The sequence below is a fragment of the Sphaerisporangium rhizosphaerae genome (assembly GCF_042665155.1).
Classification (GTDB): Bacteria; Actinomycetota; Actinomycetes; order Streptosporangiales; family Streptosporangiaceae; genus Sphaerisporangium; species Sphaerisporangium rhizosphaerae.
Window position 1 is genome coordinate 146,983 of the sequence record NZ_JBHTCG010000005.1, and the last position, 12,262, is coordinate 159,244.

At 72.1% G+C, this 12,262-nt stretch carries 10 protein-coding genes; 6 read left to right on the forward strand and 4 right to left on the reverse strand.

The window, feature by feature from the left end:
* The first annotated feature begins 83 nt into the window (after positions 1-83).
* A complete protein-coding gene (locus tag ACFQSB_RS09695; protein ID WP_380825729.1) occupies positions 84-668 on the forward strand; it encodes an NYN domain-containing protein in 585 nt (194 codons plus the stop codon).
* A 1-nt stretch (position 669) separates the two neighbouring features.
* Here the strand turns inward: ACFQSB_RS09695 and ACFQSB_RS09700 are convergent, their stop codons facing one another.
* The 3 genes from ACFQSB_RS09700 to ACFQSB_RS09710 all read right to left on the reverse strand — a co-directional run bounded on the left by ACFQSB_RS09700 (position 670) and on the right by ACFQSB_RS09710 (position 5,862).
* The gene (locus tag ACFQSB_RS09700) at positions 670-3,363 is read right to left on the reverse strand and encodes a phosphoenolpyruvate carboxylase (RefSeq protein WP_380825730.1); all 2,694 of its coding nucleotides are present in this window, start codon (positions 3,361-3,363) and stop codon (positions 670-672) included.
* Between the two features lie 124 nt (positions 3,364-3,487).
* Positions 3,488-5,044: a hypothetical protein gene (locus tag ACFQSB_RS09705; RefSeq protein WP_380825732.1), complete on the reverse strand. Its 1,557-nt coding sequence runs from the start codon at positions 5,042-5,044 to the stop codon at positions 3,488-3,490.
* Positions 5,020-5,862: an ABC transporter ATP-binding protein gene (locus tag ACFQSB_RS09710; RefSeq protein WP_380825734.1), complete on the reverse strand. Its 843-nt coding sequence runs from the start codon at positions 5,860-5,862 to the stop codon at positions 5,020-5,022. The genes ACFQSB_RS09705 and ACFQSB_RS09710 overlap by 25 nt, the downstream gene beginning before the upstream one ends.
* 134 nt (positions 5,863-5,996) lie before the next feature.
* Here ACFQSB_RS09710 and ACFQSB_RS09715 point away from each other — a divergent pair, with 134 nt between their 5' ends.
* The 5 genes from ACFQSB_RS09715 to ACFQSB_RS09735 all read left to right on the forward strand — a co-directional run bounded on the left by ACFQSB_RS09715 (position 5,997) and on the right by ACFQSB_RS09735 (position 11,414).
* On the forward strand, positions 5,997-7,595 hold the full coding sequence (locus ACFQSB_RS09715) for an acyl-CoA carboxylase subunit beta (RefSeq protein WP_380825735.1): 1,599 nt from the start codon (positions 5,997-5,999) through the stop codon (positions 7,593-7,595).
* A gap of 9 nt (positions 7,596-7,604) precedes the next feature.
* On the forward strand, positions 7,605-7,808 hold the full coding sequence (locus ACFQSB_RS09720) for an acyl-CoA carboxylase subunit epsilon (protein WP_354837231.1): 204 nt from the start codon (positions 7,605-7,607) through the stop codon (positions 7,806-7,808).
* A gap of 103 nt (positions 7,809-7,911) precedes the next feature.
* Entirely contained in the window at positions 7,912-8,853 is a 942-nt protein-coding gene (locus tag ACFQSB_RS09725; protein ID WP_354837233.1) for an NYN domain-containing protein, read from the forward strand.
* Between the two features lie 221 nt (positions 8,854-9,074).
* Entirely contained in the window at positions 9,075-10,820 is a 1,746-nt protein-coding gene (locus tag ACFQSB_RS09730; RefSeq protein ID WP_380825737.1) for a DNA-3-methyladenine glycosylase 2 family protein, read from the forward strand.
* A gap of 87 nt (positions 10,821-10,907) precedes the next feature.
* Positions 10,908-11,414, forward strand: a complete 507-nt coding sequence (locus ACFQSB_RS09735) for a methylated-DNA--[protein]-cysteine S-methyltransferase (protein WP_380825739.1) — start codon at positions 10,908-10,910, stop codon at positions 11,412-11,414.
* 19 nt (positions 11,415-11,433) lie between these two features.
* Here ACFQSB_RS09735 and ACFQSB_RS09740 read toward each other — a convergent pair whose 3' ends face one another.
* Positions 11,434-12,084, reverse strand: a complete 651-nt coding sequence (locus ACFQSB_RS09740) for an MOSC domain-containing protein (RefSeq protein WP_380825740.1) — start codon at positions 12,082-12,084, stop codon at positions 11,434-11,436.
* Positions 12,085-12,262 lie beyond the last annotated feature (178 nt).

Sequence of the window (12,262 nt, forward strand, 5' to 3'; positions counted from 1 at the left end):
TTCTGGCGGGAGTTACTTGCTACACTGACGTCATTACTCCCCGCCGTCCTACGGGACTGGCGGGGCTTTTTCATGGAGACAACGTGACCGAGCGCGTCGCCGTGTTCCTTGACTATCAAAATGTCCATCTGAGCGGCCACGGCCTGTTCGAGGCGTATGGAACACCTCTGTACTCCTGCGTACCCGAACCCGCCAAGATCGCCGACATGATCGCCAAACGCCGGGGCCGCCCCAGCGAAGCCGTCGCCGTCCGGGTGTACCGCGGCAGGCCGGACCCGAACCACCAGCCCACCCCTGCGGCCGCGAACGACGCGCAAGCGGCCCGATGGCAGCGCGACGCTCGCGTCCACATGGTGCGCCGCCAACTGAACTACCGCGGATGGCCAGACCGGCCTCCTCAGGAGAAGGGCATCGACGTCGCGATCGCCGTCGATCTCATCCACCTCGCGCTACGAGGGCAGTACGACGCCCTCGTGCTCTTCTCCAGCGACACCGACCTGCTGCCGGCGGTGGAGACGATCAAGAATCTGCGGCTCGGGCACGTCGAGGTCGCCTGCTGGTCCGGACACAAGCCACTCCGTATCGCCAGAACTAACCTGCCGTACTGCCACTTCCTCAACGAGGACTGTTGGCTGGAGATCGTGGACGACTGGACCGGCAAGATCTGACTCAGCCGGTGTTCTGGAGGCCGGCGGCTACGCCGTTGACGCTGAGGAGCAGGAGGGTCTCCAGGCGTTCGCGCTCGGCCTCTGAGAGGGGCTCCTCGGCGCGGAGGGCGGCGAGGGCGCGCAGTTGCAGGTGGGACAGCGCGTCGACGTAGGGGTCGCGGAGCTGGACGGCGCGCGACAGCACGCGCCTGCTCTCCAGCAGCCGCGCGTGGCCGGTGACGGCGAGCACGAGCGTGCGGGTGAGGTCGTACTCGGCGAGCACCTGCTCGGCGAAGTCCGGACGGCCGCCGAGGGCCAGGTAGCGGGCGGCGATCTCGCGGTCGGTCTTGGCCAGGGACATCTCGGCGTTGTCCATGAGCGAGGCGAACAGCGGCCACTCGCGGTAGGCCTGGCGCAGCTCCGCGAGCCCCGGCCCCGGGTCGCCGGGGGTGGCCGGGTCGGGGCGGGTGGCGGCGAGCAGGCCGCTGCCCAGGCCGTACCAGCCGGGCAGGTTGACGCGGGTCTGCGCCCAGGCGAACACCCACGGGATCGCGCGCAGGTCGTCCAGCGACCGGGGGGCGCCGAGGCCGCGCCGCGCCGGACGGGAGCCGAGGCGCAGCGAACCGAGCTCCTCCAGCGGGCTGACCAGCCCGAACCACTCGGGGAACCCGGGCGCCTCGGTCAGCGAGCGGTAGGCGTGCTCGGAGGCGGAGGCGACCCGCTCGGCCAGCACGCGGTAGCAGGCGGCGGCGTCGGCCGTGCGGGACTCCACCGAGGGGGTGGAGGCGAGCAGGACGGCGTTGGTCACCTGCTCGATGTGCCGGAGGGCGATGGCCGGGTGGCCGTACCGGGCGAAGATCACCTCTCCCTGCTCGGTGACCTTGAACCGGCCGGAGACCGAGCCGGGGGCCTGGCCCAAGACGGCGCGGTTGGCGGGGCCGCCGCCGCGGCCGAGGGCGCCGCCGCGGCCGTGGAACAGCGTCAGCCGCACGTCGTTGGCCTGGGCCCAGGCGGCCAGCTCGGCCTGCGCGTCGTACAGCTTGAGCGTCGCTGCGGCCGGGCCGAGCTCCTTGGCGGAGTCGGAGTAGCCCAGCATGACCTCAAGACGGCGCCCGTTGGCCTCCACGCGCTTGCGCACCGCGGGCAGGCGCAGCATGCCGGCGAGCACGTCGGCCGAGTTGGCGAGGTCCTCCCCGGACTCGAACAGCGGCACGACGTCGAGCACGGGCGCACGGCCGCCGAGCGCGTGCTCGGCCAGCTCGTAAACGGCGGCGATGTCGTCCGCCGACCGGGTGAACGACACCACGTACCGGGAGCAGGCCGTGACCCCGAAGCGCTCCTGGATCCAGGCGATCATGCGGATGGTGGCCAGGACCTCCTCGGTGCGCTCGGAGAGGACGCCCTCGGCGATCTCGCGCAGCGCCGCGGCGTGCACCTGGGAGTGCTGGCGGACCTCCAGCTCGGCCAGGTGGAACCCGAAGGTCTCGACCTGCCAGATGAGATGCTGGACCTCCCCGTACGCCTGGCGCGCCGCCCCGGCCGCCACCAGGGAGGACTGGCACAGGCGCAGGTCGGTGAGCAGGTCGTCGGGCGAGCGGTAGGCGAGGTCGAGGTCACGGCGGCGGGTGGCGGCGATCTTGGCGGCCACGAACAGCAGCCACTGGCGGTGCGGCTCACGGGGCGAGCGCTTGGCCAGCTCGGAGACCAGCTCGGGGTGGTCGTCGGCCGCCGCGGTCAGCGCCTCCACCAGGTCCTTGCTGGGCGGGCTGTCGCCGTTCCAGACGGTGAGGCTGCGGCCGATGCGGGTGGTGGCGTTCTCCAGGGCGGTGAGCACGTGCTCGGCCTGGATGAGCACGGCCTCCCTGGTCACGCGCGCGGTGACGTTGGGGTTGCCGTCACGGTCGCCGCCGATCCAGCTGCCGTAGCGGATGTAGGCCCGGGCGAGCGGGGCCCGCCTGCCGGTGCCCTCGGCGAGCGCGGCGTCCAGCGAGCGGTAGATGCGCGGCACGGTGCGGAACAGCGTCTCGTCGAAGGCCGCCATCGCCGTGCGGACCTCGTCCAGCGGGTCGAGCTTGGTGTGCCGGAGCTGGGCGGTGCGCCACAGCAGGTCGATCTCCTCCAGCAGGTGGCGGTGGGCCTCCTGCCGTTCGTGCGCCCCGCGGTCGGGGGCGTTGTACTCGGCGAGCTGGACGCTGACACGCTGGATCGCGGTGGCCACGGCGCGGCGGCGCGCCTCGGTGGGGTGTGCGGTGAGCACGGGACGGAACTCCAGCTCGGCGATCAGCCGGGCGAGCTCGTCGTCTCCGAGGTCGTGCTTCAGCTCGCCGACCGCCGCCGCGAGCGACTCGGGCAGCGGCGCCTCGCCGGTGTCGCGCGAGCGCAGGATGCGGATGCGGTAGTGCTCCTCGGCGAGGTTGACCAGGTGGAAGTAGCAGGTGAAGGCGCGGGCGATCTGCACGCTGCGGTCGACCGGCCACTCGGCGACCATGGCGGCCACCTCGTCGACCGACAGCTCGCGCCTGCGGGCGGCGATCACCGCCTTGCGCAGCCGTTCGACGTCGGCCAGGAGGTCGGGCCCGCCGTCCTCGGCGATGACACGGCCCAGCAGCTCCCCCAGCATGCGCACGTCGGCGCGCAGTTCGTCGGGCATCTCGGAGACGGCACTGTGCCGTTCGGCAAGAGAACGTTCTGCCTGCTGTGATGCGTTGGCGGCCATACCACGAAGGGTATCCAGTGTCTCCGACACGCTGGATACCAGTCTCATCCATTGGACTAGACCACTTGCCACGAGCCGGTGAACCGTACGGGACCCGCAGGTGAACCCGCACGCCGGACCGGGGTCAGGACGGCCGGGAGACGGCGGCGAGCAGGTCCGGAAGGCGGGCGTAGCCGATGGTCGCGGCGAGCCTGCGGCCCCCGACGCCCACCGCCAGCCCGTAGGGGACGACCAGCACCGACGCCCAGGTCAGCCCGAGCAGCACCGGCAGCACCACCGGGGCCGACAACAGGCTCGTGCCGAGCATGGCGCCGAACGACCCGGCGAAGGCCACCCCGCCCTGACCGGGGGCGGCGCTGGTGAAGGCGTTGATCCGCTCGGGGTAGGTGTAGGGCAGCACCACGCTGATCACCGCGCCCACGCCGAGCGCGATCTGCAGCAGCCCGATCGAGGCGAGCAGCGCCGGGACGGCCCAGACCGCGTGCCCGGCGACCAGCGCCCCGGCGACGGACAGCAACGCCAGCAGCGGGGCGGCGACCAGCGAGACGGCCAGATGCCGGCCGGCGAGGTCGGTGCGCAGGTCGCGCCGGGAGGAGTACACGATCGCGTTCATCCACAGGGCCCGCCCGTCGATGCCGAAGGCGTTGGCGCCCTGCAGCCCGATCATGAGCGCTCCGGCGCACGCGGCGGAGACGGCCAGCGTCGCGCCGGCCAGGCCGTTGGGGCCGCTGCTCAAGGAGAACATCAGCACTCCGGAAATGCCCACGGCGGCGATCCAGCCCATGCGTCCTCGCGGCTCACGGCGCAGGTACTTCAGCTCCTTGGACACGACGGCGCCGAGCGGGCCGGCGGGGAGCAGCCCGTCGAAACGGCTGCGGCGCACCGAGCCGACCTCGGTGGAGGCGTCGGAGCGCACCATCGTCCGGCGCAGCACGACGACCCACACGTCGGCGAGGATCAGCACCACCACGCCCACGGCCGCCACCTCGGCCAGCCCGGCGAACGAGCCGTCCGCGATCGCGTGCGCGGCCATGCCCGGCGGCCCCCACCGCACCGCCTCGGCGAGGCTCCTCAGCAGTTCGCGCGGCGCGCCGCCGATGCCCCGGTTGAGCAGCAGGTTCGGCACCTGGGTGAGCAGGATGACGAACACGACGCCGATGGCCAGCAGGTCGCGTCCGCGCCGGGTGCGCAGCACCCGCGACAGCGCCGTGGTGACCACGCGCGAGGCCACCAGGCAGAAGGCGAGCTGGAAGAGCACCGCGACGAGGCCGATCAGCGCTCCGGAGACGTCGCGCGACAGGCCGAAGACCGCGCCGAGAAGCGTGAACAGCGAGGCCAGCGGCCAGGGCCCGGTGACCGAGGCGGCGAACATGCCGACGGCCATCTGACCGGCGGTCAGCGGGAACAGCGACAGCCGCGCCGGGTCGAGGGTCTCGTCCACCCCGAAGACCAGCAGCGGGCCGGCCACCCAGATCAGCGCGAGCAGGGTGAACAGCACCATGCCGGCGTCCGCCGCGACGTCGGCGGGCGCGAGCCGGAGCAGGCTGGTCAGCACCAGGCCGCCGCAGGCCGCCGCGGCCGCCCCGACGAGCGTGAAGACGAAGCCGATCTGGCGCATGGCGTCGCCGCGCAGGTTGCCGGCGATCAGCCGCAGCTTCAGCCGGACGAAGAGCCACGCCACGGGGCCCCCTCTCCGGAGCCGAGCCACGACAGGCCCTCCTCGCCGTTGTCCCTGGCGCCGACCAGGTGGAGCAGGGCCTCGTTGAGGGTCTGGCCGCCGCGGACGTCGGCGAGCGGGCCCTGGGCGACGATGCGGCCGAGGTTCATCACCGACACCCAGTCGCACAGCCGCTCGACCAGCTCCATCACGTGGCTGGAGAACACGACGGTGGACCCGGAGGCGGTGTAGCGCCGCAGGACCTCGACCAGCGTGTTCGCGCTGATCGGGTCGACCCCCTCGAACGGCTCGTCCAGGAACAGCACCCGGGGATTGTGCAGCAGCGCGGCGGCCAGGCCGATCTTCTTGCGCATGCCGGTGGAGTAGTCGACCACCAGCTTGTCGGCCGAGCCGACGAGGTCCATGACCGTGAGCAGCTCCTCGGCGCGCCTGGCGACCTCGTCCTTGGCGATGCCCCTGAGCTGCCCGTTGTACATGAGCAGCTCGCGACCCGACAGCCGCTCGAACAGGCGCAGCCCCTCGGGGAGCACGCCGATGCGGGCCTTGACCGCGACCGGGTCGCGCCAGACGTCCACCCCGCCGACCTCGGCCGAGCCGGCGTCGGGCACGAGCAGGCCGGTGATCATGCTGAGCGTCGTGGTCTTGCCCGCGCCGTTCGGGCCCACCAGCCCGGCGAAGCTGCCGCGCGGCACCGCCAGATCGACCCCCGCCACCGCCACCTGGTGCCCGAACCGCTTGAACAGCCCTCGTGTGCGGACCGCCTCGGCGCGTCCGGCCTGGCCCGCGACGGGCGCGTCGTCCCCGGCGGCGAAGTGGGTCATGCCGTCACTCTAACCGCGAGCGCGGCCGCGACCGGCCGAACCGATGCCGTGACCGGCCGAACGACGCCCTGACCGGTCGAACGACGCCGCGACCGGTCGAACGACGCCGCGACGGGGAGGACTACCCTACGGGCATGAGCGCTGACCCGGTTCCGCACGTCGATGGAGTTGACCCGCACACCACCGCGGGAAAGATCGCCGACCTGGAGCGGCGCCTGCACGAGGCCGCCAACGCCGGGTCCGCCCGGGCCGTGGAGAGGCAGCACGCCAAGGGCAAGATGACGGCGCGCGAGCGGCTGGTCGCCTTCCTCGACGAGGGCTCGTTCGTGGAGTTCGACGAGCTGGCCCGCCATCGGGCCACGGCCTTCGACATGGCGGGCGAGCGCCCGTACGGCGACGGGGTGGTGACCGGGTACGGCACCGTCGCGGGCCGTCCCGTGGCGGTGTTCGCCCAGGACTTCACGGTGTTCGGCGGGTCGCTCGGCGAGGTCTTCGGCGAGAAGATCGTCAAGGTCATGGACCACGCGCTGAAGACCGGCTGCCCGATCGTCGGCATCAACGACTCCGGCGGCGCCCGCATCCAGGAGGGCGTGGTCTCGCTCGGCCTGTACGCCGAGATCTTCAAGCGCAACGTGCACGCCTCCGGGGTGATCCCGCAGATCTCGCTCATCATGGGGCCCTGCGCGGGCGGCGCGGTGTACTCCCCGGCGCTGACCGACTTCGTGCTCATGGTGCGGGAAAAGTCCCACATGTTCATCACCGGGCCGGACGTCATCAAGACGGTCACCGGCGAGGAGGTCACCTTCGAGGAGCTCGGCGGGGCGCGCACCCACAACTCCAGGTCGGGTGTCGCCCACTACGAGGCGGCCGACGAGAACGACTGCCTGGAGTTCGCCCGGGCGCTCCTGTCGTACCTGCCGTCCAACAACATGGACGAGGCCCCGGTGTTCGACTCCCCCGCCGACCTGACGGTCACCGACGCCGACCGCGAGCTCGACACGCTGATCCCCGACTCGGCGAACCAGCCGTACGACATGCACCAGGTGATCGAGCACGTGCTGGACGAGGGTGAGTTCCTGGAGGTCCACGCCGCGTTCGCGCCGAACATCGTGGTCGGGTTCGGGCGGGTCGAAGGGCAGCCGGTGGGGGTGGTGGCCAACCAGCCGATGAACTTCGCCGGCACGCTGGACATCGCCGCCTCGGAAAAGGCCGCACGCTTCGTCCGTACTTGCGATGCTTTTAATATCCCTGTACTGACTTTTGTCGATGTACCGGGCTTCCTTCCGGGTACGGACCAGGAATGGAACGGGATCATCCGACGGGGCGCCAAGCTGCTGTACGCCTACGCCGAGGCGACCGTGCCGCTCGTGACGGTGATCACCCGCAAGGCGTACGGCGGCGCGTACGACGTCATGGGCTCCAAGCACCTCGGGGCCGACATCAACCTGGCCTGGCCCACCGCGCAGATCGCGGTCATGGGCGCCCAGGGAGCGGTGAACATCCTCTACCGGCGCGAGCTGGCCACGGCCGAGGACCCCGAGACCGAGCGGACGCGTCTGATCACCCAGTACGAGGACACGCTCGCCAACCCCTACCTAGCGGCCGAGCGCGGGTACGTCGACGCGGTGATCCGGCCGTCGGACACCCGGGTGCGCGTCGTCAGGGCGCTGCGCGCGCTGCGCAACAAGCGCCAGGCCCTGCCGCCGAAAAAGCACGGCAACATCCCCCTGTAGGAGGCGGCCATGGATCAGCCCTATCTGAGGATCGTTCACGGCGGCGCCACTCCGGAGGAGGTGGCCGCGCTGGTCATCGCCGTCGCCACAAGAACCGCGAAACCGGCCCAACCCGTCCGAAGCCGCGAACTATGGCGTAACCCAGCACATCAGATGAGAAGAGTCTTCCCCACCGGGCCAGGAGCGTGGCGGGCGAGCTCACGGCCTCATTAGATCTTTGGAAGTGGGTGTCAAGCGCGCTGAGAGTTGGGACTATCTAGAAATGGGGGAATATAGTCAGCCGATCATCGCCTAGGACCGAGGCCTGGAGGAGAGCATGGCAATCCCGGACCTCACACCGCATCCCGTGGCGGCGAAATACGCCGTCCTCGTGGACGTCGGCTATCTCTACGCTGCGGCGGGCGAGGTCATCCTGGGGGCCAAGGAGCGCAAGGAATACCGCGTCGCCGCGGACGAGCTCATCCAGGCCCTCAAGAAGCACGCGATGGAGCGCATCCCCGGCGAGCTGCTGCGGGTCTACTGGTACGACGCCGCCCGCGACCGGGTGCCCACCGTCGACCAGCGCGTGATCGCCCAGCTGCCCTGGGTCAAGGTGCGCCTCGGGAACCTCAACGCCCGCGGCCAGCAGAAGGGCGTCGACGCCCAGATCCGCAGCGACCTCGAAGCCCTCGCCCGCCACCACGCCGTCAGCGACACCGTGCTCATCGCCGGGGACGAGGACATGGTGCCCGCCGTCGAGGCCGCCCAGACGTTCGGCGTGCGCATCCACCTGTGGGGGGTGGAGCCGCCCTACGGCACCAACCAGGCCGAGCGCCTGGTCTGGGAGTCCGACACCGTGGAGGAGCTCACCGCCGACTTCCTGCGCCCGTACTTCAGCCGCTCCGCCCAGGTCGTGCCGGCCGCGCCGTCACCGCCCTCGCCCGCCCAGGTGTTCGCCGGGCGCACCGCCATGGCCAAGCCCGTCGTCAAACAGCCCGGTCAGGTCACCAAGCTCGGCCCCAGCCGGCCGAGGGTCGAGGAGGTCGGCGAGCACGTCGCGCAGAAGTGGATCCTCACCCGGGGCCGCGACAACATCCGCGACCTGCTCCCTGGACCGCTCCTGCCGACCGTCATCGACACCGAGCTGCTCATCGAGGCCGAAAAGGAGCTGGGCCACTCACTGCGCCCCTACCCCGAGGCCCGCGTCTGGCTCCGCGACGGCTTCTGGGCCCGCGTCTACCGAGAATTCGACCTCGGCGTCGGCATCTCCACCAAATAACCCCCATCCCCCGAGCGCCACCGAGGATCGGTGTACCGCATGCCCACGCCTCATCCTCACCGTCGGACGGCCGATCGACCGGCGCCGCGGCGGCGGGAAGTGGTGCGACGAGGGCCGGCGCCATCGCGCGGTGGGCGGGCCGGGAAGCGTGGCGCCGGGTGGTCACAGCGGCGTCCGAATTCCGCCGGTCGCCGGGGCTGAGCAGGGCATAGCCTCGATCTGTGACTCCACACCAGACCCTCGACTTCGACTCCTGTTACCGGGCGGCGAGCGCCCGGGACATGCGGTTCGACGGGCGGTTCTACACGGCCGTCACCTCGACCGGCATCTACTGCCGCCCCATCTGCCCGGCCCGCACCCCCGCCAGGCGCAACGTCCGCTTCTACCGGCACGCCGCCGCGGCCGAGGCGGCCGGGTTCCGCCCGTGCCGCCGCTGCCGGCCCGAGCTCAGCCCCGGCGACCCCGGCTGGGACGTCGCCGCTGACCTCGTGGGCCGGGCCCTGCGGCTGATCGACGACGGGGTGGCCGACGAGTACGGCGTGGCCGGGCTGGCACAGCGGTTGCACGTGACCGAGCGCCATCTGCTGCGCCTGTTCACCGCCCGGCTCGGCGCCGGTCCCCTCGCGGTGGCGCGGACGCGGAGGCTGCTGCTGGCCAAGCAGTTGCTGACGGAGACCGCGCTCCCGATCACCGATGTCGCCTTCGCCGCCGGGTTCGGCAGCGTGCGCCAGTTCAACGCGACGATGAAGGAGGCGTACGGCTTCGCCCCGAGTGAGCTGCGCACGTCGAACGGTCCCCTCGCCGCCGCCCGCAGAGCCCCGGCGCCACGGGCCGCCGGCCACGCGGCCCCTGAGACGCGGCACAGCGCCGGCCCGGCCGCCGATCGTGATGCTCAGAGCACCCGGCCCGGTGATGCCCAGGGCGCCCGGCCCGGTGATGCCCAGGACGCCCGGCTCGGTGACGCTCAGGGCGTCCGGCTCGCCACCGCCGCGGAGCCTCCGGCCGCGCTCACGCTGCGGCTGAACCACAGGGCTCCCTACGACGCGGCGACGCTGCTGGGCTTCCTGGCCGCGCGCGCGATCCCTGGGATGGAGGAGGCGAGCCCGAGTGGCTACCGGCGCGCCGTCACCGGAGGGTCGATCACGCTCACCCCGGCGGACGGGCACGTCAAGCTGTCGGTGACCCTGGACGACACCCGCCACCTGGCCAAGATCGTCTCGCGCTGCCGCCGCCTGCTGGATCTGGACGCCGACCCGGTCGCGATCGCCGACGCGCTGGGCGCGACCACGCTGCGGGCGCTGGTCGCCACGCGGCCCGGGCTCCGGGTGCCGGGCGCCTTCGACGGCTTCGAGCTGGCTGTGCGCGCCGTGGTGGGCCAGCAGGTCTCCGTGGCCGGCGCCAGGACCCTGCTCGGCCGCATCGTCGCCCGCGCCGGCACCCCCGCCAGACCGACCCCGCCCGGCGGCGGTATCGCCAGACCTACCCCGCCCACTGACGCGACCGAGCGGTCCACCCCGCCCACTGACATGACCACGCGGTCAACCCCGCCCGCCGACGCGACCCAGTGGTCCACCCCGTCCGCCGGCGGGGCCGGAGCCGACGGGCCGTTCCTGCTGTTCCCCACCGCCGAGCGGCTGGCGGAGGCCGACCTGTCCGGGCTCGGGCTCACCGGCCGCCGGGTCGCGACGCTGAAGGCGCTCGCCGAGAAGACCGCCGCCGGCGAGCTGGACCTGGACGCGGGCGCCGACCCTGCCGAGACGGCGGCGCGCCTGATGGAGATCCCCGGCATCGGCCCCTGGACCACCGGCTACATCGTGATGCGGGCGCTGCGCGACCCGGACGCCTGGCCGGATGGCGATCTCGGCCTGCGACGGGCCATGCGCGCGCTGGACATCGCCGAGGACGACGTCGAACGCTGGCGCCCCTGGCGCGCCTACGCCGCCATGCACCTCTGGAGCTCGGAGTGATCCCATGCCGCCGACCCCCCGCACTGATTCGAACTAAGCGTCATCCCGGCCTATCAGTTAACGCATTCGCGCATGCAAGGAGATCTCATGACATCGACCGTTGACGCCCAGGTTCTGGCCACGCCGGCGGGGCCGCTGTCGCTGCTCGTTCATGACGGCGTGCTGGTCGCGGCCGGGTTCACCACCGACCCGACGCGGATGTTCGATCGCCTGCCCGCCGCGCTCAGGGCGCTGTCGCTCCAGGCCGTCGAGGACCTGGGCAAGCCCGCCCAGGCCGTCCGGGACTACCTGGAAGGCGACCTGTTCGCCCTGGACGCCGTGGAGGTGGACCAGCCGGGCACGCCGACCAGGCAGCGCCTGCTGGCGGCGCTGCGCGCGGTCCCGGCGGGCACGACCGTGAGCTACGCCGAACTGGCCGAGCGCGCCGGGCTGCCGAGGACGGCCGCGCGGGCCGCCGGATCGGCCTGCGCCCAGAACCTCATCGCCCCCTTCGTGCCGTGCCACCGGGTGCTGCCCTCCGTGGGCGGTTTCGGCGGCTACTACTACGGCAGCCCGGTCAAGGAGTGGCTGCTCAGGCACGAGCGCGCCATCTGACCCGTGCGACCGCCACCGCCTATATCCCCGTACGACGGTGCGCCTGCTGCCTGATCCCGTCGGGGAGCGCCTCGGCGGTGGTCAGGCGGGGCAGCAGGCCGGGTTCCAGGGTGAGTGCGCGGAAGGTGACGGCGACGGTGACGTCATGGGCGGGCCGGTGGACGATCTCGATCTGGTCGCCGGCCCTGATGTCACCGGGCTCGACGACCCGCAGGTACGCGCCGGGCGACGCCGCCTCGGTGAACCGATCGATCCACCTCTCGCGCGCCAGCCACCCCTGGAAGGTCGAGCAGGGGATCCGCGGGCAGGACACCTCCAGGACCACCTGGGAACCGATGCGCCACCGCTCGCCGATCAAGGCGCCGTTGACGTCCAGGCCGGCGGTGGTGAGGTTCTCCCCGAAGACGCCGTTCGCCAGCGGCCGGCCCAGTTCAGGCTCCCAACGGTCGAGATCCTCGCGGGCGTAGGCGTAGACGGCCTGGTCGGACCCGCCGTGGTGGGCGAGGTCGTACACCCGGTCCCCGGCGAGGCCGACGGCCCCGGTGCCCTTCGGCCCGGGGTCGGACACCCTCACCGATCCTTCGACGGGCCCCTTGTCGATGCCGGTCGTCCCGGCGCTCTTCCACGGGTTGGGTCTCGGCTTGCCGACGTTCACCGACAGCAGTCTCATACCGGCGACGCTACGTGCCGCCCGCCTCCCTGGACGACCCGTTTTCGCGACGAATCCGCTCCCACGATGGCTCGTTTCTCCAGACGCCCGTGGTCCGGGACGGCTCGTTGTCCGGGACGGCCCGTTGTCCGGGACGGCCCGTTGTCCGGGACGGCCCGTTGTCCGGGACGGCCCGTTG

Coding starts and splice junctions, on each gene's coding strand:
- ACFQSB_RS09700 (WP_380825730.1), bottom strand. CDS start 3,363: ATGGCCGCCAACGCATCACAGCAGGCAGAACGTTCTCTTGCCGAACGG.
- ACFQSB_RS09735 (WP_380825739.1), top strand. CDS start 10,908: ATGACATCGACCGTTGACGCCCAGGTTCTGGCCACGCCGGCGGGGCCG.
- ACFQSB_RS09725 (WP_354837233.1), top strand. CDS start 7,912: ATGGCAATCCCGGACCTCACACCGCATCCCGTGGCGGCGAAATACGCC.
- ACFQSB_RS09710 (WP_380825734.1), bottom strand. CDS start 5,862: ATGACCCACTTCGCCGCCGGGGACGACGCGCCCGTCGCGGGCCAGGCC.
- ACFQSB_RS09715 (WP_380825735.1), top strand. CDS start 5,997: ATGAGCGCTGACCCGGTTCCGCACGTCGATGGAGTTGACCCGCACACC.
- ACFQSB_RS09720 (WP_354837231.1), top strand. CDS start 7,605: ATGGATCAGCCCTATCTGAGGATCGTTCACGGCGGCGCCACTCCGGAG.
- ACFQSB_RS09740 (WP_380825740.1), bottom strand. CDS start 12,084: ATGAGACTGCTGTCGGTGAACGTCGGCAAGCCGAGACCCAACCCGTGG.